The following is a 20100-nucleotide window of genomic DNA, read 5'->3' as shown; positions in this document are numbered from 1 at the left end:
GGTTAACCTCTATCAATGGCCGATACCTGAATGGATTCGTCGATGGTCAGCCCCGTGAGCGAGTGATATTGAGCCTTGAGTTGTTGATCAATTTGAGCGCTGACCTGGGCCGCAATGGCCTGCTCGTCCATACCCGGCGCCGCTTGGATCGCGACATGAGTTTCAAAGTTGACATTGGAGGGCTGTCGAACGGCGGAACCGGCTTTTTCTTTTTCTACGACTTTTTCAGACACCGCTTGTGAGGCCATCAGCTTATCGCTGGGTGTATCAAGCTTATCGCCAAACCAGCCCCCTAAAAACTCACCACCCAAATCCCCTAATAGCGACCCAGCGAGGCCACCTATCACGGTACCGACGCCAGGGAAAATCATGGTACCAATCGTTGCCCCGATCCCGGCGCCTCCCATGCTGCCAAGCAGGCCGCCACTTTCGACTAAAGCCGTTTTGGTATCGCCTTCGGACACCGCCGTAGCAATGTTGCCGGCACTGATGGCCATATCCAATGGTCTAAGTAACTTGCCCACCCCCGTTTTCCCAACGCCTTGGGCCAGATCGCCTGCCAACCCGATGCCGTCTTGGGCCATCGCCACCGCTGGCGTCATGGCTAAGGCGCCGCCTCCCAAAGCCAGCGGTAATGCCCCTCTGTTCGCGGTCATCATGGTGCTGGCCATCGAGTAAGCGCGCCCTAATGGGTTACGTGATCGCGGCCGGTTTGAAGATCTCTGAGAGGGTGAGCGCCTGTTCGCCCCCATACCGCCACGACCGGAGCCCATGCGCATCAGGGTGTGATTCAATCGACTCAATTGCTTGGTGGCAAAGGCCGCAGCCCGGCCACTTTGCTGCGTTTCTTGGTTTAATCCTTTGCGAAATAAGCGCCCTTTATCCAGGGTATTGCCAAAGATAAGCGAGGCGGCTTTTCCTGCTAACAGCGCACCTTTAAAGGCCAGTAAGCCGGCAATGCCGATCCCGACGGCAGCGGTCACGCCCTGATTGGCTTCGGCAAAATCGGCCAAGAGGTTGATGCCATCACCTAGTGGCTCCAGCACCCAATTGAGCGCCGGCAAAAGTGCGGTCCCAATGATCACGCTGAGCCGATTCACCTTGTTGATGAACTGAGCAATGCCGTTTTCACTGGTGTTGATCCGCGCCTGATATTCGTCTTGTAATGACTGAATATGCAAGTCTTGCCCTTGGCTTGCTAACATAAGGGTTTGACGAAAAAGCCCGGTGTTCGCGGCCAGCGACGCCACCGCGCCTTTCGCCTCTTCACCAAAGATTTTCGTGATCAAGGCACTTTGCTCTTCCAATGGCGCGTCTTTGATGGCTTCAAGCACCTGCAATAAGGTGCCTGACGCATCGCTTTGCATTGAGGCAGCAAGCTGAGTGGGATCGAAACCTACGCTAGAGAGCGCGTTTTGCTGCGCTTTGGTCGCAGCGTCGCCGAGGGTCAGGCGGCCGGAGATGTTCTTTAATGCGGTCGCTGAGCGTTCTTCGCCCATCCCCGCAGAGAGCATTGAGGCCGACAGCGCCGCGGCTTCATTGGCGGAGAACCCTGCCATCTTGGCCGACGCCCCTTGCCTTGCCATTACGCCGGCAATGTCTTTCGCTTTGGCATTCGAGTGATTCGATAGATGGTTAGCCAGCCCCGCCAAGCCCATGGCCCCCTTTTGATCTAAGCCTAATGCGGCTTTAAAGACCGCGAGGGTCTCACCCGCTTGACTCGCTTCCATATCGAACGCGACCCCCATTTGCGCGGCGTCGAGCACGTACTGTTTTAATTGCGTTGGGTCTTTGATGCCGCTTTGGCCACCGGCGGCTAACATCGCGTTGATGTCATTGGCGCTCATCGGGGTTTGCGTCGAGGTTTTTAACGACCAGCTGCGCATCGCTTCGGCTTCTTCAGGGGTCATATCGACCACTTTTTTTACATCCGCGAAGGCACTTTCGTTCTTAACGGCCGACCACACCGTGGCCGCAATGGGGGCTGCAGCCATGGTCAGCGAGGTGGCTTGCCCACCCATCTCACTCAATGTTGCATTACGTCTGTCGATGCGAGATTGGATCGATTGGCGCTCTTTCAAGTGCCGAGTTTGCTTGGCAAGCGCTGCGGTGGCTTTTTCTGCCTGCGCTTCGAGCCTTTTTTGCTCATCACTCAAGCGGCCAGTATGGATCCCCGACTCTTTTAAGGCCGCGCCTAACCGTTTGAGTTTGTCTCGCTGCTGGTGTTGGCGCTCTGTGAGCTGAGTGACTCGTTTGGTGGCCGCTTTGTAGGCCGCATTCAAGTCTTGGGTTTTTACCTTACCGTGGTGGATCTCATCGTTTAACGCCTCTAACCGCTGTTGCGCCTCCAATAGCTGGCGCTTGAGATCCTTCGCCCCTTCGCCTGAGGCCTTTTTCATTTGCGCGTTGAGCTGGTTTATCTGCGCTTGTGTCTTGCTGTATTCACCGCGAAGACTCGACGTTCGCTGTTTGTTATCGGCCAGCGCTTGGCCAAGGCGACTCAGCTTGTCTTTGGCCTCATCCAGCTGGCCTGCCAACTTTGCCGCCCGCTTGCTTGCCGACTCAAATCCGTTGAGCTGCTTGAGTTTGCCATTGAGTGAAATCACTTCACCACGTTGGCTTTCCAATGCCGCGGTTAAGCGCTCTGTCGCCGTGGTCGTGGAGGTTATCGCCTCAAGACCCTTTACCGCAGTATTAAGGATGAGGTTAATTTTTTCGGACATTAGTTCACCCCAAGTTTGGCCAGAATAAGCTCATAACGGCGCACCGCCACATCTTGTGGCCATCGCCTCAGCTCAGATTCAGAGGTATTACGGTGCATCGGGATGAGGTCAATCAGGCTTTCGACGTCATCGGGCGAAAGTACGCCGCCGATTGTTGAAAAAAAGCGCCCACCTGCGGTTTGAGCGCCAGGTAATCATTAATGGACAGAAAGTGAAGATCACTAGGCTGCAAACCGGTGATGACCTCAAACATGAAATCTTCACGCGCTTGCGCTTCGTTGATGTCGGCCAACGCTTCAGAGTGCGCCACTTTCGGTATCGCAAACGTCACTTTATGGATGGTTTCACCGACCTCATTGTCGAAAGGATACAGCAAGGTAAACTCGGCTGAGGCCCCATTCAGCGGTGCGCCCTGCAAGGCATCGGAAGGTTGGAGGATCATATCGCAGATATCGTCATAGAGCTGATTAAAATCGGGGACCGATAAGGTATCAAACTCTGTTTTGCTCACATCACTGCACGCCAAGATCAGCGCTTTGCGTTGCTCGAATAACTGTTTGGCGGTCAGTTCATCTTCGGTTTCGATGTGTGGCAGCTGACGAAATTGGGCAACAGGAAGGGTGTTCAATACCACGTTCTCACGGCAAAAGAACGTCAGTTTACTTTGATTTTTCATGCGTTTTTCCATAAAAAAGCCACCCGAGTGGATGGCTTTGGCTTGAATGCATCGTGGTTAATAGGGATTACGGAGCAATTTGCTCAGCTTACGCTCTTGAAAGTCCGCGAGCTGGATCGCGCCCTCAATCGCTGCGTATTGTTCCGTTTTTCGATTTTCGCCTTCCAGCGCAAGAGAGAGTATGGAAGAAATGCTGCGAAGTGAGACCAGGGCGTGCTCAAGAGATTCCGCGTCGATGGGGTCAGTGTCACTCATGCGGCCACCCGATCCTTGCTCAGCTTTAGGTGGGTGTAGGCACTGTCCCAGCTCTTCTTCATCGGTAACTTACCCTGCAAATACAGCTCATATAATTTGATGGCGCCTTTTTGCAGTAAAATGGGCGTGGCCGTGACAAACGAGTCGTAACCATGCATTGAGATCAGGTTCTCTTTTTCGGTCATGTAGTTATCTCTTGCATAACTGGCGACCCGATAACCCGACCTTTTGCTGCGCTCTTTGTACATCCAGCCTAACTCAACCAAAAACGCGTTGATTTGTTGGACGTTAATACCATTGAGCATGCGACCAAACTGCGGCGCGGTCAATCCACCTTTAAATAGATTTTCCAGTCCCTCAATTTTTTGCGCTTGTTGTTGGTTTTCAACTCTCAGCACATCACGCTCTCTTGCCGCTTCTAACGCAATCTCCAATATCTCGGTTGTGGTCAGTTCTGGGCGCTGTGCTTGTTTGGAATCTAAAAAGGCTTGATTCACCGTCAATTGAAAGCGTGGGCTTATCCAACCGGCATAGGAAATGGCGAGCAGTTCGTGGGCATAGGTACCAGGGTGAATGCCCCCTTTTACACAGTTGACCGAGGCTAACCCCAAATTCGGGGTTAGGTCCAATTCGGTCACCAAAGCTTGGGTCGACGCGTTGTCTAACCACTTGTTGGGCGCCTTACTTTTTCCAAGCGCACTGGCTTTGTGCAAATCATTTAAGTTATAACGGCCCATCTCATCGACACGTATTTCGATACCCGCAATGACAGGGATCGGATCTGGTGTTAAGATTAAACCATGTTCATTTCTCATATTCCCCTCCACGGAATAGTGAATTGGACTGAAACCTCAGTGTTCACGCACTGGGGTTTTGTCATTTCTACACCGTTGATCATCCACCCTGTTTTTCATGCTCCATTTTGGCTTGTTGATCACGATGTTTTCCCTTCAAAATGACCTCCTTCAACCAGTGATAGCCAGTTGCTACCATTGGAAGAATAGTAGTATATGGCTATTATTGTCAAAGACTGTCCTATGGAATTTTATATGACTCAACGTCCTCCACAAATTAACGTGCGAATGCCAGAAGATCTTAAGAAAAACCTTCACTTAGCAGCAAAAGAACACAACATCTCCGTCAACGCCGAGATAGTCAGTCGCCTCAGTTCATCATTTATAAAAGAGACGCCGATACCCGTCAAACTCCCCAACGCCAATGAAGCAAAACAGAAGACCATTGCAAGCAGAGCTTTCCTTCATTTGAACCTAATGAACCGGATCAGCAATGAAGTTCACCGCCGCTCGGCGCTGGGTCTTTTTAACGCTTATATTTGTCTCAGAGAGTTTGAGCTGGCCTCCGATGCTGAGCCTGTTATTGAGACGGTCATCAAACCCGTCATCTCATCTTTGGTGGATTGTGGGTATACACTCCCCTGCGACTGGAGTATTGAAGGTTTCACGATAGCCTGGGAATAAATGCGGTCACGCGAATATTGCCGGGTGATAAGGGGCGTGTGGACAGTCGCCACTAATAACAATGTTAACAATGTGGACTTACTCTCTATCTTAACGGATCCCCGCCGTCCCCATCAGATCCACACCACCCACGATAGTCTTGCCCGTTTCAACGTTAATATCGTGAATGACGGTACCCGTATCGGTGAGCTTGTAGGCTTTACACGTTCCCTCAATGGTGACGGTGGGCTTTTCTCCCATCTTCACCGCCTCTTTTTTGATGTTGGTAATAAGCCCATACATCGAATACACCTCATGGTATTTCGACTGATCGGTGCCTTTGCCTTTTTCCGTCACGTTCACTTGGGCGTTATCCATAAAGAAGCGGCCCAGCGCGTTTTGGATTTTTTGGTGATCCCCCCGCACTTTCAGGGTCCATTTCAGCGGCTCAAAGCCCACCACATCTTCCGATTGCACAAACGAGCCCTCGTTTGAGACGGTCTTGGTTTTGATATCAACCGGAGTGAATTCGACGATTTCGTTCATCAGCGGCACAGACTCTACCTGCGCCGAAATCCGCATGCGAATACGATCAGCCATTGATGACCTCCTCTAACCATGCCTCAATCAGGCCATTATCCACACTCATTTCATACACCATGTGTTCATTTGGGCTGTAGCGGCCATAGTTAACACACAAGTACCAACGCCCAGAGGTGTAATTTTCTAGGTTATTTTTACTCGGGTGCAGGAAGGCGTTAAAGATTGGGATCACGCCCTGCGCCACCAAGTTTTGCCCCCAGTTTGTTAAGCGATCAACCACTTGCTCCATAAACGCTTCGGTCAATGGTTGTCCCAGCAGCGGTTGGCTGGTTTCTTCGAGCTTACGCGCCATTAAATCTTCCAAGCCGACATGAGCAATAAAACGTCCGGTATTGGTCCGATTGCCAATGATAGACATGCCGCCCATTCGTGTACGGGCGATGGTCACCACGCCATGCTTATTTAAGAAATTGGCTTGGGTGGTTTTATCGTTGATTTTGTACGACACAGGCCGCGCCGCTTCGTCACACAAAACCCCTTGATTTTGTGGACTCTCCCAACCTTCAACCGAGGCCATCGCGGCCACCAAAGCAATGGAAGCTGGCATCAGTGATTGCACGCCGTCATAGGTTTTCAAAAACCACGGGTCGATGATTGACAACTTATCTTGCCCGGTCCCCTCCGAGCCAAATTGAGCGGCAAACTCGGCCGCGTCCTTATCATTGGTGTTCGGACCATCCAGAACTGGTCGGCAGCGCACATCGCGCCCGATAAGCGCCAGCTTTTGCCCCACGGCGAGGGAATGAAACCCTGGCGCGGCGATGATGGTGGGCGTTTCTGCGCACGCTTTCACGGTTTCAAGGCCGGTGATTGCGCCGGTAGAAGGATTAACGCCACCGATGATATGGGCTTCGGTCACGGTAGGATCGGTATCGGCTTCGACAATCGTAACGTAAACAATACACTGAACGAATTCGAGTAAGTAGCGCACCACGTTTGGTAACGTGCCTTGCCGGGTCCCAACACTATCGAGCGATACCATCGCATGAGTGAAATTCCATACACGCGTGGGCTCGTTATAATTCAAACTTGGACTCTTATTGGGCGCGGTCCCAATTAAGTGCACCACCTGCAAGGCAAGTGGCCCCATGCTGGGTTGAGGCTCAATGGTATTGACTTCTACCCCATTGAGTTCAAAATCTTGGATTGGTGTGAGCATTACTTGCCCTCTTTTTGCGTGGGTTTAGACGATACCTTGGCGTCCATCGCGGCCCCTAATTTCCCGTTTTGGATCAGGAAGGCCGTTTGTTGAGGCAAAAGGTGGATCGTTTTTTCACTGGGCGATACCCAACGACCTTGCAATCGAAACGCTTGGAGGATCGGGTATTCCAGTGGGGTGAGTGTGGATTTCTGCACAGAGACGCTCCAATAAAAAAGCCCTTCACGCGGTGGCAAAGGGCTTGGGTTAAAGAGAAAAACGCATTCGGCGCCGTTTATAGGGTGGGCCTTGGTGGCCAAATGACCTCATTGGGATTAGAAAACTGTTGGGGTAAATCACGAAGCGCTTGGCGGTAAGTGGCAAACTCACGCTGCTTGTCTTCGGTCATCGGCGCATCCCCCACCTGAGTAAAATCGGTCTGTGACAGGGTTGAGTCACGCTCGGCTCGAATGTGTGCCCATCGCGCTTCCTGCTCAGCCGCATGGCACATCTCTACCGCTTGCTGCGCATTAAAGCCCATTTTCATCAATATTTCGGGCTCGGCAGGCACATTGTACAGTGTCTCACCATGGGCATCCGTCAACGTCTTAATTGTATAGGTCATGCTGTCCTCACTGTGCTTTTACATAACGTTTGTCTAACTCCATCGCATAAAGAAAGCGAATTTGATCGTCATAATCGGGGCCCAGAAAGGGATCGTCCTTATGATAAGCTTTCACTCGCCAATCGATTTCAAAAGCTTCATTGGAATAGGTCCCGGCCGACACCTCCCCACCTTCCCGGCTGTACCACAGCTGATGCTGGAAGCTTTTGGTGACATGGTAAGTCAGCCCGCCTCTCAGGTAGCAACCACTTCGACTTGAATGGTTAACGATTTGCCCGTCCGTATACCCAAGATACATAGGTCTAAGGCCATTAATGGGGCGAGCAATGCACTGCATGCCAAACGCAAGGCCTCGGACCGTTTTTCGGTAGGTTTGCCAAAATCGTTTGATGGTCATGTAATCGGCGTCGCCAAGAGTTGGGTGTCCGGCGCCTTCTATTTGCAGATTTAACCCCGCGACAGACAACCTTTCGCCGAACGGATCCAGCTCTTGGTCTTGCGCCCACTCTCTTGAAATGGTGAGCCGTGAGTCACCCCCTTTATTACTGGGAAATTGCCACCACACCGGATAGTAATTGTCAGTACTCAACCCGGTTAAATCAATCATCGACTGATACATACTTTGGCCATGGATGTCTTTGGCTTGTACTTGCCCCCGCCAACGCTCAAAGCTGTCCTTGGCTTCAATAAATTTTTGATCAATCTCGCCCAGTTTCTCTATCACCTCTTGGGACAAGGCTTGTGAAGCGGCCGTCTGCTCTGCCGAGGCCGTCTGTAAATCGGTGATCTTTTGCTCGATACTCATTAATCCAACTCCGCTCTGAGTCGCTCACTCAGCAACCATTGCTGGTGCGCGATTTTAATTTGTGTGGTGCCTAAAGAGATCGTGGCGATGGCCGCAGTGAGCACCTCTTCAAACATCAGTAAATTCAAATTCTCGGTCCCTACTTCGACCGTAATGCTGTCACTTGGCAGTGGAGACACATCCAAGGTGAACTTTTGTAACCAACTCGAGTTCGCTGACTTGTAGGTCAGCAAGGTATTCGGAGCGGAATACAGTGCGAGCAAGGTACCGGACGCTAAAAAGAACCCGACTTCTCGCACTTCATATTCTTGATTGCCTTTGAATACGGCGCTCATTCTCAATTGTGTTGGGCTGAGCTCCTCCCAATCGACAATCACTTCACGTTGCCGCTCGTTGTGTAACGCCTGCTGGTCGGTCGTTGGTGTATAACTGCGATCCCCCACGGCAATGGTTTTGATCGCTGCCTTGAGTCCTTGATGTTGGGCGCTGATAAGTTCCGCCAGCCCGGCATCGGTGTATTGCACGACATAACTCATGCGATGGCTCCAAATTGATGTTCGGTGGTAAAAATAAGGCGTGTGGCAGCGCCCCAGTACAGCGGCGCAACGCCAGGGGAAATATCAGGAAGCGCACACAAAAGTGCAGATTCATCGCTTACCATGACGATGGGGTGCGTCACGGCAGACAAGGTAAACCCAGAATCGACACTGAGTGCCATGATCAAATGCACCGTGTCTCGCTCTGATTTGGTGCTCTCAATGCGGCTTAACACTCGGGTGGTGGCCGCCTTATCAAGCGCTTGGCTCCGCTGCGTTGCGATGCATTCAATGTGGTACGGAGGCGCTCTTGGGGTCATTTGATGCCAAGGGATCACGTCCACATCACAATCAATTGCATCGAGGGCAATCGACAAACCGAGCCGCGTGCCCGCTTTACGGTGGATCTCAAAAGCCTTATCGACGGTTTTGCGTTGGCTCTGTGGCGTATCTTTGGGTTGCCAATCGCGCACGCCCCGCTCACCCGCCAGCAAGGCCACAAAGGGTGGCGCGGTCAATAAAGGCTGTTTGAGATTGGGATACGGGCAAGGCAGCGAGTGGAGAAGCTGCGCCCAGCCATACTCCAAGGCCTCTTCAATCAAAGACGCATTATTGGGCTGGACCGAAATAAACGCCTTATTCAGCTCGGACATGGACCACGACCTCCGTACAATACGGCGCTTCATCCCAAGCGCAGATCACATCCGTCACCGGCGCTTGCACTTTGGCTCGCTTGGCCCCTAATTCATAAAAGATGTGCGCCACCTCTTCTCGGTCAACAATGCTGCCAAGTGTCTGCGCCTGGTCGGCAAACTGCCAAGCCACAGCGACCGCTGAAGCATTATCGACTTCGTTTTTTGGATCGGCGCCAGTGAACAAGGTCACCTCAATGCGATAGGGTTTCGGTATCGCGGCTTTGACCGTCACTTCATCAGACTCTTGCGCGATATCATCGCGATTTAAATATTGGTGCGCTCTTTCCAGCAAGTCTGAATGAGGGACCCCATCGGCGGACGCACGGCTGAGCAGTGCCACGCACACTTTGCCCGTATTTGGTTCTAGCATTCTGGCCTGCGCATCTTTGATGGGATTGGGTAAGGATGTGTCAGGAAATTCATAACGCATCACCAGCGCGTCTTTTTCTGAGCGCACCGTAATGGTGGGCCGCTCTTCTAACGTCATCGCATGAAAGCGATAACCGAGCCGAGTGCCGGTGGTATGAAACTGAAAAGGCGCCAAATCGAAACGCTGCAGCAAGCTTTCATTCGATTCCATCACCGCAGGCTTGGCAGGAAAGACCGTGTCATCCCCCGCTTCAATCACTTGGCGTTTCAAGCTGTATTGCAGTGCCAGTAAATCGACCATGTCGCTATCGGTGACGTATTTACGAAACATCTGCAACGCTTGATGATTTTGCTCGCGAATTTCAGCGGTGCGTTTTAAGACAAAGGCTTGCGTTACCTGAGCCAGCAGCTCGCCTTGATTGTCAAACGCCTCACGCAGAAGAGTAGCTTTGTCTTGGTCTCGCTCGGCGCAATAAGCCAGCGCATGTTGGATGTAGTCACTGAGCAGCGTTTCAAAGTGCGGCTCACTGAACGCCTTGGGTTTGGCACTCATAATACACCCCTTAACTGCAGCGGCTCACCGCGCCAGGTCCCAGAAACCTTGACTCGAAATCCATTCAAATGTGGGGTGGCTTGGCACTGAATGCCTTGGTAATCGGTCAAGCCATTCAATGGGTTAGATAACGCTTCTAGGGTGAGGTTTTGCACGATCATCGCTTCGGTCGGGCTCTGCTGTTTGCCCAATCGCGAGACGGCGCGATTGCCCACGCCGCGACGTTTGACTCGTGAACTCACTTGTGTGGTTAATATCTTGGCAAAACGGCAGCTCAACGCAGCGGCTCCGGTGACGGTTTTGCCGGTTTGGGGATCAATACCTATCATTGCTTTTGCTCCGTTGGCTGGGTTTTCGAAGGGCCAGAGGCAATACCTGGGTGAGCGTGCTGGTTATAAATCTCACGGTCTGCTTGCATCGAGCGAGTATGGTCGGTGATGGCGCCCGTGGCTTTATAGTGCCCGTCTTGCCAAGTATCCCCATAGATTTTCATGCCGCCTGGATACCGACAAATCAGCGCACCGTCATCGAGGTTATAAAGCTCAGTCATGCCGTTGCCGTAATCGGTCATCACCTCGTTCTCGTTGATGGTGGGGCTTGGAAACTGCGTCGACGGCAATCCCATCAACGCCACCGCATTGTTTAAGTTATCCCCGCTGCCCAAGTTGATCAGCAAACATTGCTCGTTGACCGAGGGCCGCCGATACTGACTGACTCTGCCTGCGGCAAGGACAAAAAAAGGGACCCGCTTAGCCAGATTCGCCCCGGTTTGAATATCGACGGTGTTTGCCTCGGCTTTGACCACCACACCTAAGCGCAGTAGATTGGCCGAAGCACGATGGTTTTCTTCAAGCTCTTCATGCAACTCAAGCACCTTCTTCTCTAAGGCACTCACATGTTTCATCAGTTGGGTGAGCATGGGCCGCCCCTCCTTCAATGTAATGCCAGCTCTCTTCCACTGGGCCTAATCGGATCCGCTGTCTCATGGTCACGGTTCGGGCAAACACACCATTTTTCGGATCGAATTTACTCGGCAGATTGGCTACCACGGTCGCGCCGTCTAAATCACTGCAGACGCCAAAGTGCTGCATCGATAATTCCCGCTCTAAGCGTGTTGACGCGTCCAATGCTTCTAAATCAAAGTCCGGCATGGAAAGAGGCACTTCAACCAAGAACCGCAATTCAATCTCATGAAGGTTCCGGCCATCGTTGGCATATTCGTTGACCGGATCGGCCTCGCCGATGTGATAACTGACGGTGGTAGTGTCCAATTGAACCGCTTGGCGCCGATAAACAGTCTCGATGTTCAGCGCCAGGCGCTGCTCTAAGTGATGGACCACCAATAAAACCCACTCACGCGGCGAGCGAAAGAACGTGTTTGAATTCACGATGAAAAAATGCCTCAAATTTACGATTAATATCAGGTAAGTAGCTCTCGACAATCGCATCGACCTCATCATGGATCTCGATGGTGACGCTTTCGATGCGCTTGTTCGACTTACCTCGCCTTCGCCATACCAAAAGCTGATCGCTGTCCATTGGCGAGATAAACGCGCCGGCAAAAAAATGTTCCCCAACCTGAACGCCTGAGCGAGTTTGCACTGGCCTGCCAAGCCGATGCACGCCAATATCACGCACCCCAATCCACACCTTCGACACCCGCCCTTTTTTGTAGACTCGAAACCGTGAACGCAGCGCTTTGATATCGATGCTCATTTCATAGCCAAGCTCGGCCATCGATACCCCCCGCAGCCACCGAGAAGTCAGCGACGCCGCTCGAATCACGGCTTTGGGGATGGCCTTTTCAAACGCTTCATAACGATGAATGAACGTGGTATCGAGCTGCCATTCATTTCGACTAGAATTCAGACCATTCATGCTGCGCCCTCTGACTGTCTGAGACCATGACATATTCGCGCATCAGCTGACTGGTTGCGCTGGGATTGCCCGCGGCGGCATGAAAGACCAACCGATAGCGCTCGCCCTGATAGTGTAAGATACAGCCTTCCGGCAGCGTGGAGTCGGTAAGCAGCAAATGCACTTGATTGACGCCCTTTTCATGGCGCCGAAGGTAACCCACCACTTCCAATGGCTGCCCTTGTCTGGTCATCACTTCCATCGAGCGCCCAAAACAGCGTTGGATTGATTGACGAATAAGATCCCGAGCCGCTACAAACACGCTCATCGCTTAGGTCACAAACTCAGTGATGAGCCCGCCCGTTAAGAGCACACCGCCATCAATGAACACCCCAACCGGTTGAGAGATGTCTCCGGTACCCGTCGGTTGGGTCTTGGTAAACTCGCTATCGTGAAAGTACGCTGGCTCAGACTCAAAACGCACATCATCGCCTGCTCGAATGGGCCCATCAAAATGGCCTTGTAGGTAACACACCGCCGTGTCTCCCGCTTCTGCGGTAAAATTGGGCACCACGAGTAACGCCCCAAGTAAACACGGCACATCTTTTTGAAAACCACCCGCTGGAACGGGGGCGACTATCTTTTTTCCATCGCTTAAACGCATATCGTCACCATTAAAAAAGGGCAAGCCATGCTCACCCTATCTATCCAATAAACTGGTTGTTAGCCATCCCATCACTTTGTTTTGACCCCATTTGCTGCAAAGCTCGCCTTAGCAATGCCACGGCGATCCAACACCTTCGACATTAAGTCATAAGTAATGCGGAATTTGGCCCCATCACTGGTCCAGCCGTCGCCGGTTTCAAGCCACGGATCTTGCTGGCCATCTAAAAACCCCATCACCACGGTATCAAAGTCTTTGCCCGTTAACGCCAAAGCGCCATTGACCTCGGCCACACGCGCCGTTTCAATCACTTTGCTGAACTTTTTATACGCTGGGTTAAACACATCGGGTTTGCTTGCTGTATTCAATACCGCTTCAAACATAGAGGCATGATCGGGGCTCGCGATTAAAATCTCACCGCGCAAATCTAACGCATCACCTTGACCGGCTTCGCCACTAAACGGAATGGTGGTGGCCGTAGCAAACACCTTGTGCAGTGCCATGATCATGGCCGCGTAATCGCCTTGGGCTACGTCGTTAACCAGATTACCCCAGCCCTTGTCTTTACCGGCTTTAAACACATCGCCGCCATCGGCCATCTTGCCGGCGAAAATCGCGTTAAACATCAACTTGTCTGACAGACGATATCCCGATTGCATGAATTTACGCGGCACCTTGGCTACCAAACCAATCTCATCATTAATGATGGCGTGACGAGTGAACTGTATTTCTCGGCCAAAGGTTGCAAGCTGAATGCGCTCACCGCTGCCTTTTAAGATCGCCGCTTTGTACTCACCGTCTTCTGAGATTTTCATCAGATCCGGCGCGTCGTTGACCATCACCAGCTCGGTTTCACGAAAGTCCGTGAGGTTTTCCACATTGGCCAGCTCACGCCACATCGGCGCACTGGCCTGCGCTTCATCACGCATCACCGTGCGAATGCCTTCGGTGATGATGTCGCCAAAATCCCCGGTGTTAAAGGCCCGGTTGACCAATTCATTTTTGGTGATGGCACTGCGGGCATTCACATCAAGGCAAGCCCGCGCCATATTGAGCAGCGATTCATGACCAAACGCGTTGTCTTTTTCCAGCTCCGCCACCCCACATCGTGCGTTTAAAGCATTTTGCAGTTCCTCTTTCACATGGTGACCATTGCCCACTCTCATGTGGATGGCGGTTAAATTAGCCTCCGGTTCGGGCTGCCCTGTCGCCGATTGATGGCCAATACTGGCTAAAATCTTGGTCGAGGCTTGCGCCACTGAGCACGTTAAATCGGTGAGCATCGCATTGGTGAGGGCCTCACTGACATGATGTTGCGCGCACAGCGCACGAATATCGGCTTGGCGCTGGTTTTCATGTTTCACCGCCTTGTGTATGTCTTCATTTGGGCTTGGCATGTCGCTTTCCTGCTTGGGTGGGTTGAGTTGAGTTGCAAGTGGCTGAGCAGAGGCGGCCAAGGGTTCGGTTTCTTTGCTTTGCCGTGTGAGCGAGTGAATAAGTGCGCTGGGCGGTTGTTTGAAATGCTTAAAGTCGGATTCATCGAAGTCTTGTAGAGAGTTACTCAAATCGACTGCCTCCACCACTTCATCAACCAGTCCCCACTCTTTGGCGGCCTTCGCGGTGAACCAAGTTTCGTTCTCCATCGCCGTCAGTACCGCGTCGAGCGGTTGGCCGGACTTTTGCGCGTACGCTTTCGAAATGGTTTGGGTGGCCGCTTGCAACTGCTGCAGTGCGGAGTTGATTTCTTTCTCACCGCCCCAGGCCCCAATCGAGGGGTTATGGATCATCAACATGGCGTTTTCAGGCATACGAATCGCATCACAGGCGAGCAAAACATAAGTGGCGATACTGGCGGCCATCCCATCGACGATGCCGATCACTTTTCCTTTGTGGGCCTGTAAGGCGTTGTACATGGCTAAGCCTTGGTAGACACTGCCACCGCCACTTAACATGCGTAATTCGACCTCTTTTCCATCGGCCGCTTGCAGTGCCGTGATGATTTCTGTCGCATCAATATCCCAAGCGCTGATGTCGCCATGCACCCAGATCTTAATCACCTCGGCTTCATTGTTGAGCGTGTACCAACGCTTATTTGGCTTTGGCATGGTTGGCCTCTTCTTGTTGGTTGTGTTGTGGGTTGTTGTTCTTTATCGCATGAGCAGGATCGGAGGTGCTCACGATGTCCATATCATTCATTTGTTGTCGCTCCGATTGGATTTCACGGCGCGTCGATAAGGGGTTGATGTTGCGTTCACGCTGGGCATGGCTTAACGAATGCAGCCCCAAGCGCGTACCTTTTTCCACGCCGACCATCTCTTTGCTGGGATCAATCCAAGGCATCACCGGCGCTTGATAAATCGCATTCAAAATGGTCGTACGGTCGACGTCTTTAGGCAAGGTTACCTCACCGGCGAGCATCGCCATTTTAAGGGCATGCCGATACTGGGGGCGCGTCCAACCTAAAACGAATTTGCGCTGCAGGACTCGGTAACGACTGAACGAATCGATTAACTCTTGCCGCTGCGCAGAATAACTGCCGTTGCTGTAATCTCGGGTTACGCTGGAGTTATTCACCCCGGCGCCTCCACTGGCCAATCGCAGCTGGGCATTACGAAAAGGACTGCTCATGGTCTCTTTGCGGTTGTTCTCCACCACGCCGGCTTCTTCACCGGGGGCCAGTTCAAACGAATTTCCCATCCCTAAGAACAAATCCCCGCCACGATCAAACGCGTCGGTGGTGTTGGAATGCAAAGACGGATCGCGTTTGATGTAATAGGCAAAGCGGCTGGCGATTTGGGCGCTGATACGCTCCGACTGATCGTAATCTTCAAGGTCATCGACCAAATCCAATACCGAGTGCAACAGCGAAATGCCCCGGTTTTGATGAAAGCGGCGAGTAAACTTCAAATGGCAAACAAACTGCGCATCGACCTCTGCAAACTCAAAGCCCCTTGCATCTTTTTGGATCAAATAGCTGATGGCTTGCCCCAGCTTATTGCGCTTGATGCCTTCAAACATGCCCCCGTCGGCCTCAGTGATGTGCGCCGGAATGAAATCGGGCTCAAAGGGCTGCACGGCAAAGGGCGTGTCGGTCGGATAAGTTAAATCCTTATGTTTGCCCATGAACATGCGACAAAACACCTCGCCATCACGAAACCAGGTTCGCCCCGCTAACCACTCGGTTTCTGCTCTCGACAGCTCGGCATCGATGTTCTGCTTTAACGAAAAGTTCTCCCACCAAGTCATGATCGCCTGAGCGCAGACCACATGCACTTCCCCTTTATGATTGAGCGGTTGAGGCTCGACCATAATGCCATTGGGACCAATCACGTTGGCGCAAAGCTCATCTAAAATGGCCGTCACAAATGGGTTGTTCTCATCCATGTGCCGGGCACGCTGATAGACGGCTTTGGCGCCTTTGTTTAGGGCGTTGGCATCGCCTTTCGATTGTTTGTTGGTCTTTTTAGTGTGGGGATTACGAGAAAGTGCGGCATTGTATTTATTTAACAGTCGCCGGTCGTGGGCGCGCTCTAGGCCTTTTCGCGGATTGAAGACGGCGATAAGCTTGTCAATCCAGTTTGGGCTACTCAAGATAGTTTCTCCGTATCATGGCAAGCCGCCCTCCTTGCGCCTGCAGCGAGATAATGCGCTGTAAACGTTCTATTTCTCTGCGCACCGTGCTTAAACTGGCCAAGGTCAACTCTTCCCCTTCTGCCGTTTTTACAGACTGTTGCTGTAAGATTTTTTGCTCAGCGTCTAGGTACCACTGCAATCTGTCTTGATGGCTGGGTATGGCGACATTCATCCGAAAATCCCTCTTGAGTGGTTGTATCGTTGCTTAGGCTTGCGCTCGAACACCGGCGGTAAGTCTGCATCAATGACGTTTGGGTTTATCTGCCATTCACACGCCCAAGGGGGTGGGTTTTCCCAATCGATATCATCACCACCGAGAAAGTGCATCCCCGCCTCAGCATAGGCACACAAATCAAAGCTCTCGTTACGCGTCTTATCCGGGCAAATCCACTGGCCTTTTTCATCGATAAATTCGGCCGTCAGTTCATCAAACCATTCTCTAGGTGCCCAAGCCGGCAAATGAAAATACCGAGAACCAAATTCTTCACGTGAGTAGCTGGCCACCACACGATTTTTCAGTCGGTTGGTGTGCAGCAGCAATAACGGGATCTCACCATGGGCCAACTTGCTGCGCTTATCTGGATAAGACTCTTTGATTAACGAATCCATGTCTTTGTTACTGGACCCTTTCACCAAGCGAAACAAATGAGACAGGCCTTTTGCTTTGAGCCGGTTATAAAACTGGTAAGCAAAATCGGTCACGGAGGTTTTCTTTCCATCTTTGACCCCAGCCGAGCCGCCAGAGTCACACAGGGTTAAAGCGGGTTTCATCACTCGGCCACTGCCATCGGCCACGGGATAGGTTTTCTTGATTACCTGATCGATAAGCAAGTCCCAGTCTTCGGCGTAAATGGTCGGATTGATGCGGTCACCGTTTCGGTGTGGCGCGGTGAGAATTTCAAAGCGGTCGATGATCCAGCGCTGCAGCCCTTCACCAAAAACCTGAGCTTGCACCACAAAACGGGCGTTGGATTGCCCGCCTTGCACATCGATATTCATCAGCAAGAAGCGGCCGCCAACGGGTACCACGCAGCGTAAATACGGGTTCGCTTTGGCTTTTTCCATCAGCTCATGCGCCCCAATATCTTGCCCTTGGGATTGCAGAATATACGAGCGCCCCATTCGGGTATTGATAAACGAGATCAAGGCGTCTTCGTCGCCACTGTCTTGATACATGGCCTCGGCATTGAGATAGCGATAGACCAAGTTTTGCCAACTGCTGTAGGTCGCAATCACGCCCTCAAACCAAAACGTGGCCCATTTGGTGGTGCGTATCTCGGACTCATCTTTGACTAACTCGCCGTATTTATCCACCGCCCCTTCACGCAACCATTGGCCGCTGGCATTCTTGGCGTGTTTTTCACTTTCTTCAATTCGATGGCCACACCTTGGGCAAGCCACATACGCGGTTTGAGACGAAAGTAATGGGTCCCCTTTGTCGTCCCATTTCAATGTTTCAAATTCTGGCCTAAAGTGGGCGTGGCAATCATCGCAGGTCCAATAGAAACGGCGACGATCCCCTTGGTTATACAACGAGGCAATCCCCCCACAAGGTTGCGCTTCATGAGGCAGCAATTCTTCTTCCGGTTTGGGATGGCGAACAATACGACCAGGCGAACTCTCGGCCATCACCATGCCTGACGATTTGGCGTTTTGAACCCGCATGAGCATCAGCTCAAACTTAGAGCCCTCTTGCCCTACGCCATCATCGGCCCGGTCGTAATCGGTCGCACCCGCATATCGATAGGTCGACGCCGACAAACTGGTTTCCGTGGCAGAATCGAGCTTAAGATTCATGCCATTTCTAAATTTCTTAGAGGTGATGTTATCGTCAGACTTACGCCCGGTTTTCAAACGCGCAATGCCTGATGTGGCCGAAAAGCAGCGATCCAAATCGGCCTTGGACATATCGGCCGCTTTGGTTTTGGTGCTGTAAATCAGCAGCATATCGCCAGGAGCTTGCGTGACCGTATAGTTGATCCACCCTTCCACCAAGGCTTTGGTTTTGCCCGAACGCGCCGGACCGACGACGATCACCGCTTCATAAATGCGTCTGGCCAAGCAGTTCATCGGCTCTTTCATGTAAGGGACCAACGAAGACAGAAACTTGGTCACATCGGTACCATCGGATATCCACAAATTTTCATCTGCAGCTTCAAGCGGAGTTTTATCGGTGGGTGCACACAAATAAGCCAGCTCTCGACGGATCTTACTCGCATCAGCAAATTGAACACCAAGACGGGTATCAAAGCTGTTCAAGCCCATCTGACACCGCCTTTAAATCAAAGTTAAGTAAACGTTCTAATGCTTCGAGTTGCTGCGTGGTCGCCGTTGGGATTGCCGATTCAATCCGGGTAATGACTTTGTCTTTAAAGCCCTTTAAACCGGATATACAAAGCGCAATTTCATTCTCATAATCTTCTTTAGAAATGCACTCGCTCGATTCTTTTTGCAGCGCGAGCTTTTCTCGTTCCGATTGCACGTACGCTCTTAACTCCGCGGCACTTTTAAACCCCATCAAATCCGGCGCCGCACTTTCTTTGAGTGGCGCTTTGCATAAGTAAGGCGCGACTTGCACCACATCATACAGCGGGGTTTGCCCTTTAAAGGCAATCGGCTCAACTCCTGCCGATTTAAGCTTTTTGCGGATCGTTGAACGGTGATAGTCGAACGCTTCCAACTCGGTTAAATTCCAAAGTCGTTTTTCATTATTCATTGAAAGCCCTTATTAATAGGTCTCGTCTCTCCGAGCGTCACGCCCTTTTTCGCATCAAGCTGACGTTGCTAATCAATGTAGTTCGTTTGAACTCTGCTTGTTCCTTTTTGATTCTGTACTTGCGCTCACACGTAAGGAGTATCAGCCGAAGCTGAAGATGATCATCGCTAACAAGCCAGACAGCGAGGAACCCACGCCTACCGGTATTCGGTGTTATTTGTCTGGATTTGAAATCGCACTGTCGTAACCATAAAAGTCACGCAAGTGCTCAATTTGGTCTGCGCAATTGCGCCAAGATTCGAGCCATATTGGGTCACGCTCGACCGCCTCACCGTAGGTTTTCGGCGGCGCGGTAAACGGTTGTTGGCAAGCGGTCAGATACACCGCAGGTGGAAGCACTAATCTTTCTTGAACTTCGGTGATGACTTCAGTGGTAGTACACCCACTTAGCAGCATCAGGAATAGGTACATCAGCGCACTTTTCATGGTTGAGTACCTCTTTAATTTCTGTCACGGTTTGAATGGTGACGGTATTTCGCTCTGCTTTGGCTTGCAGCAAGACATCGGCGGCCTGCTGCGCTTGACGAGCTTCCTCAGTTAAGGTTTTCACCGTGATAGCTAGGGATTTATTTTGGTTCAGGGACGCTTTAAATTGACTCTGCAGATCACCGTATCGCGTTGCTTGAAGCTGAGTGAGCTCAAACAGATAAGCCGACGCCGCTAAGCTAGCAAGCAGTAAAACCCCTACGCCCACCAGCAAGAACTGTTTGATAGAGACGTTCATAAGCCCCCTCT

26 protein-coding genes are annotated in these 20100 nt (G+C 51.7%); 1 reads left to right on the top strand and 25 read right to left on the bottom strand.

All coding sequences use genetic code 11. The features are described 5' to 3' along the window. Positions 1-2: 2 nt before the first annotated feature. The 4 genes from BS333_RS17720 to BS333_RS17705 form a co-directional block, all read right to left on the bottom strand. The gene (locus tag BS333_RS17720; RefSeq protein ID WP_021708712.1) at positions 3-2723 is read right to left on the bottom strand and encodes a phage tail tape measure protein; all 2721 of its coding nucleotides are present in this window, start codon (positions 2721-2723) and stop codon (positions 3-5) included. 112 nt (positions 2724-2835) lie between these two features. After that, entirely contained in the window at positions 2836-3411 is a 576-nt protein-coding gene (locus BS333_RS17715) for a phage tail assembly protein (protein ID WP_021708713.1), read from the bottom strand. Positions 3412-3456: 45 nt separating this feature from the next. Beyond that, positions 3457-3654 carry a hypothetical protein gene (locus BS333_RS17710; RefSeq protein ID WP_021708714.1) on the bottom strand — a complete coding sequence of 66 codons (198 nt, stop codon included), beginning with the start codon at positions 3652-3654 and terminating at the stop codon, positions 3457-3459. After that, entirely contained in the window at positions 3651-4469 is an 819-nt protein-coding gene (locus tag BS333_RS17705; protein ID WP_021708715.1) for a KilA-N domain-containing protein, read from the bottom strand. Before BS333_RS17705 ends, BS333_RS17710 begins: the two co-directional genes overlap by 4 nt. Before the next feature lie 195 nt (positions 4470-4664). On the opposite strand from BS333_RS17705, the gene BS333_RS17700 reads away from it, so the two are divergent. Beyond that, positions 4665-5132 (top strand): Arc family DNA-binding protein, encoded by a 468-nt coding sequence (locus BS333_RS17700; RefSeq protein ID WP_021708716.1) that lies wholly within the window; start codon positions 4665-4667, stop codon positions 5130-5132. A gap of 90 nt (positions 5133-5222) precedes the next feature. Here the strand turns inward: BS333_RS17700 and BS333_RS17695 are convergent, their stop codons facing one another. The 21 genes from BS333_RS17695 to BS333_RS17595 form a co-directional block, all read right to left on the bottom strand. Then, positions 5223-5711, bottom strand: a complete 489-nt coding sequence (locus tag BS333_RS17695) for a phage major tail tube protein (protein ID WP_021708717.1) — start codon at positions 5709-5711, stop codon at positions 5223-5225. Further along, the gene (locus BS333_RS17690) at positions 5704-6873 is read right to left on the bottom strand and encodes a phage tail sheath protein (RefSeq protein ID WP_021708718.1); all 1170 of its coding nucleotides are present in this window, start codon (positions 6871-6873) and stop codon (positions 5704-5706) included. Before BS333_RS17690 ends, BS333_RS17695 begins: the two co-directional genes overlap by 8 nt. After that, positions 6873-7172 carry a hypothetical protein gene (locus BS333_RS17685; RefSeq protein ID WP_227739165.1) on the bottom strand — a complete coding sequence of 100 codons (300 nt, stop codon included), beginning with the start codon at positions 7170-7172 and terminating at the stop codon, positions 6873-6875. The genes BS333_RS17690 and BS333_RS17685 overlap by 1 nt, the downstream gene beginning before the upstream one ends. Next, positions 7148-7477: a tail fiber assembly protein gene (locus BS333_RS17680; protein ID WP_021708720.1), complete on the bottom strand. Its 330-nt coding sequence runs from the start codon at positions 7475-7477 to the stop codon at positions 7148-7150. Before BS333_RS17680 ends, BS333_RS17685 begins: the two co-directional genes overlap by 25 nt. Positions 7478-7484: 7 nt before the next feature. After that, positions 7485-8282 carry a hypothetical protein gene (locus BS333_RS17675; protein ID WP_021708721.1) on the bottom strand — a complete coding sequence of 266 codons (798 nt, stop codon included), beginning with the start codon at positions 8280-8282 and terminating at the stop codon, positions 7485-7487. After that, positions 8282-8818: a phage tail-collar fiber domain-containing protein gene (locus tag BS333_RS17670; RefSeq protein ID WP_021708722.1), complete on the bottom strand. Its 537-nt coding sequence runs from the start codon at positions 8816-8818 to the stop codon at positions 8282-8284. Before BS333_RS17670 ends, BS333_RS17675 begins: the two co-directional genes overlap by 1 nt. Then, positions 8815-9471 carry a phage tail protein I gene (locus tag BS333_RS17665; protein WP_021708723.1) on the bottom strand — a complete coding sequence of 219 codons (657 nt, stop codon included), beginning with the start codon at positions 9469-9471 and terminating at the stop codon, positions 8815-8817. The genes BS333_RS17670 and BS333_RS17665 overlap by 4 nt, the downstream gene beginning before the upstream one ends. Next, positions 9455-10435: a baseplate J/gp47 family protein gene (locus BS333_RS17660; protein ID WP_021708724.1), complete on the bottom strand. Its 981-nt coding sequence runs from the start codon at positions 10433-10435 to the stop codon at positions 9455-9457. Before BS333_RS17660 ends, BS333_RS17665 begins: the two co-directional genes overlap by 17 nt. Then, positions 10432-10764: a phage baseplate assembly protein gene (locus BS333_RS17655; protein ID WP_021708725.1), complete on the bottom strand. Its 333-nt coding sequence runs from the start codon at positions 10762-10764 to the stop codon at positions 10432-10434. Before BS333_RS17655 ends, BS333_RS17660 begins: the two co-directional genes overlap by 4 nt. After that, a complete protein-coding gene (locus BS333_RS17650; protein ID WP_021708726.1) occupies positions 10761-11354 on the bottom strand; it encodes a phage baseplate assembly protein V in 594 nt (197 codons plus the stop codon). Before BS333_RS17650 ends, BS333_RS17655 begins: the two co-directional genes overlap by 4 nt. Then, the gene (locus BS333_RS17645; protein ID WP_021708727.1) at positions 11302-11778 is read right to left on the bottom strand and encodes a hypothetical protein; all 477 of its coding nucleotides are present in this window, start codon (positions 11776-11778) and stop codon (positions 11302-11304) included. The genes BS333_RS17650 and BS333_RS17645 overlap by 53 nt, the downstream gene beginning before the upstream one ends. Positions 11779-11788: 10 nt before the next feature. After that, on the bottom strand, positions 11789-12313 hold the full coding sequence (locus BS333_RS17640; RefSeq protein WP_021708728.1) for a hypothetical protein: 525 nt from the start codon (positions 12311-12313) through the stop codon (positions 11789-11791). Next, entirely contained in the window at positions 12294-12554 is a 261-nt protein-coding gene (locus BS333_RS17635; protein ID WP_227739166.1) for a hypothetical protein, read from the bottom strand. The genes BS333_RS17640 and BS333_RS17635 overlap by 20 nt, the downstream gene beginning before the upstream one ends. Before the next feature lie 69 nt (positions 12555-12623). Next, on the bottom strand, positions 12624-12956 hold the full coding sequence (locus BS333_RS17630; protein ID WP_033003411.1) for a hypothetical protein: 333 nt from the start codon (positions 12954-12956) through the stop codon (positions 12624-12626). Between the two features lie 71 nt (positions 12957-13027). Further along, positions 13028-15061: a ClpP-like prohead protease/major capsid protein fusion protein gene (locus BS333_RS17625; RefSeq protein WP_021708731.1), complete on the bottom strand. Its 2034-nt coding sequence runs from the start codon at positions 15059-15061 to the stop codon at positions 13028-13030. Continuing rightward, positions 15045-16547 carry a phage portal protein gene (locus BS333_RS17620; RefSeq protein WP_021708732.1) on the bottom strand — a complete coding sequence of 501 codons (1503 nt, stop codon included), beginning with the start codon at positions 16545-16547 and terminating at the stop codon, positions 15045-15047. Before BS333_RS17620 ends, BS333_RS17625 begins: the two co-directional genes overlap by 17 nt. After that, a complete protein-coding gene (locus tag BS333_RS17615) occupies positions 16540-16761 on the bottom strand; it encodes a hypothetical protein (RefSeq protein WP_021708733.1) in 222 nt (73 codons plus the stop codon). Before BS333_RS17615 ends, BS333_RS17620 begins: the two co-directional genes overlap by 8 nt. Beyond that, positions 16758-18854, bottom strand: a complete 2097-nt coding sequence (locus BS333_RS17610; protein WP_021708734.1) for a terminase gpA endonuclease subunit — start codon at positions 18852-18854, stop codon at positions 16758-16760. The genes BS333_RS17615 and BS333_RS17610 overlap by 4 nt, the downstream gene beginning before the upstream one ends. Then, positions 18835-19305 (bottom strand): DUF1441 family protein, encoded by a 471-nt coding sequence (locus BS333_RS17605; protein ID WP_021708735.1) that lies wholly within the window; start codon positions 19303-19305, stop codon positions 18835-18837. The genes BS333_RS17610 and BS333_RS17605 overlap by 20 nt, the downstream gene beginning before the upstream one ends. A 213-nt stretch (positions 19306-19518) precedes the next feature. After that, positions 19519-19704: an Rz1-like lysis system protein LysC gene (gene lysC, locus BS333_RS17600; RefSeq protein WP_227739162.1), complete on the bottom strand. Its 186-nt coding sequence runs from the start codon at positions 19702-19704 to the stop codon at positions 19519-19521. Between the two features lie 28 nt (positions 19705-19732). Then, positions 19733-20089, bottom strand: a complete 357-nt coding sequence (locus BS333_RS17595) for a hypothetical protein (RefSeq protein ID WP_021708737.1) — start codon at positions 20087-20089, stop codon at positions 19733-19735. Positions 20090-20100: the final 11 nt, after the last annotated feature.

It is taken from the genome of Vibrio azureus, assembly GCF_002849855.1.
Taxonomy (GTDB): domain Bacteria; phylum Pseudomonadota; class Gammaproteobacteria; order Enterobacterales; family Vibrionaceae; genus Vibrio; species Vibrio azureus.
This window is presented reverse-complemented; position numbering and strand designations above follow the sequence as displayed.

What these genes read in the sequence shown, in the direction of transcription:
- BS333_RS17720 (WP_021708712.1), bottom strand. Translation starts at nt 2,723, where the DNA reads ATGTCCGAAAAAATTAACCTCATCCTTAATACTGCGGTAAAGGGTCTT.
- BS333_RS17715 (WP_021708713.1), bottom strand. Translation starts at nt 3,411, where the DNA reads ATGGAAAAACGCATGAAAAATCAAAGTAAACTGACGTTCTTTTGCCGT.
- BS333_RS17710 (WP_021708714.1), bottom strand. Translation starts at nt 3,654, where the DNA reads ATGAGTGACACTGACCCCATCGACGCGGAATCTCTTGAGCACGCCCTG.
- BS333_RS17705 (WP_021708715.1), bottom strand. Translation starts at nt 4,469, where the DNA reads ATGAGAAATGAACATGGTTTAATCTTAACACCAGATCCGATCCCTGTC.
- BS333_RS17700 (WP_021708716.1), top strand. Translation starts at nt 4,665, where the DNA reads ATGGCTATTATTGTCAAAGACTGTCCTATGGAATTTTATATGACTCAA.
- BS333_RS17695 (WP_021708717.1), bottom strand. Translation starts at nt 5,711, where the DNA reads ATGGCTGATCGTATTCGCATGCGGATTTCGGCGCAGGTAGAGTCTGTG.
- BS333_RS17690 (WP_021708718.1), bottom strand. Translation starts at nt 6,873, where the DNA reads ATGCTCACACCAATCCAAGATTTTGAACTCAATGGGGTAGAAGTCAAT.
- BS333_RS17680 (WP_021708720.1), bottom strand. Translation starts at nt 7,477, where the DNA reads ATGACCTATACAATTAAGACGTTGACGGATGCCCATGGTGAGACACTG.
- BS333_RS17675 (WP_021708721.1), bottom strand. Translation starts at nt 8,282, where the DNA reads ATGAGTATCGAGCAAAAGATCACCGATTTACAGACGGCCTCGGCAGAG.
- BS333_RS17670 (WP_021708722.1), bottom strand. Translation starts at nt 8,818, where the DNA reads ATGAGTTATGTCGTGCAATACACCGATGCCGGGCTGGCGGAACTTATC.
- BS333_RS17665 (WP_021708723.1), bottom strand. Translation starts at nt 9,471, where the DNA reads ATGTCCGAGCTGAATAAGGCGTTTATTTCGGTCCAGCCCAATAATGCG.
- BS333_RS17660 (WP_021708724.1), bottom strand. Translation starts at nt 10,435, where the DNA reads ATGAGTGCCAAACCCAAGGCGTTCAGTGAGCCGCACTTTGAAACGCTG.
- BS333_RS17655 (WP_021708725.1), bottom strand. Translation starts at nt 10,764, where the DNA reads ATGATAGGTATTGATCCCCAAACCGGCAAAACCGTCACCGGAGCCGCT.
- BS333_RS17650 (WP_021708726.1), bottom strand. Translation starts at nt 11,354, where the DNA reads ATGCTCACCCAACTGATGAAACATGTGAGTGCCTTAGAGAAGAAGGTG.
- BS333_RS17640 (WP_021708728.1), bottom strand. Translation starts at nt 12,313, where the DNA reads ATGAATGGTCTGAATTCTAGTCGAAATGAATGGCAGCTCGATACCACG.
- BS333_RS17635 (WP_227739166.1), bottom strand. Translation starts at nt 12,554, where the DNA reads ATGGAAGTGATGACCAGACAAGGGCAGCCATTGGAAGTGGTGGGTTAC.
- BS333_RS17630 (WP_033003411.1), bottom strand. Translation starts at nt 12,956, where the DNA reads ATGCGTTTAAGCGATGGAAAAAAGATAGTCGCCCCCGTTCCAGCGGGT.
- BS333_RS17625 (WP_021708731.1), bottom strand. Translation starts at nt 15,061, where the DNA reads ATGCCAAAGCCAAATAAGCGTTGGTACACGCTCAACAATGAAGCCGAG.
- BS333_RS17615 (WP_021708733.1), bottom strand. Translation starts at nt 16,761, where the DNA reads ATGAATGTCGCCATACCCAGCCATCAAGACAGATTGCAGTGGTACCTA.
- BS333_RS17610 (WP_021708734.1), bottom strand. Translation starts at nt 18,854, where the DNA reads ATGGGCTTGAACAGCTTTGATACCCGTCTTGGTGTTCAATTTGCTGAT.
- BS333_RS17605 (WP_021708735.1), bottom strand. Translation starts at nt 19,305, where the DNA reads ATGAATAATGAAAAACGACTTTGGAATTTAACCGAGTTGGAAGCGTTC.
- BS333_RS17595 (WP_021708737.1), bottom strand. Translation starts at nt 20,089, where the DNA reads ATGAACGTCTCTATCAAACAGTTCTTGCTGGTGGGCGTAGGGGTTTTA.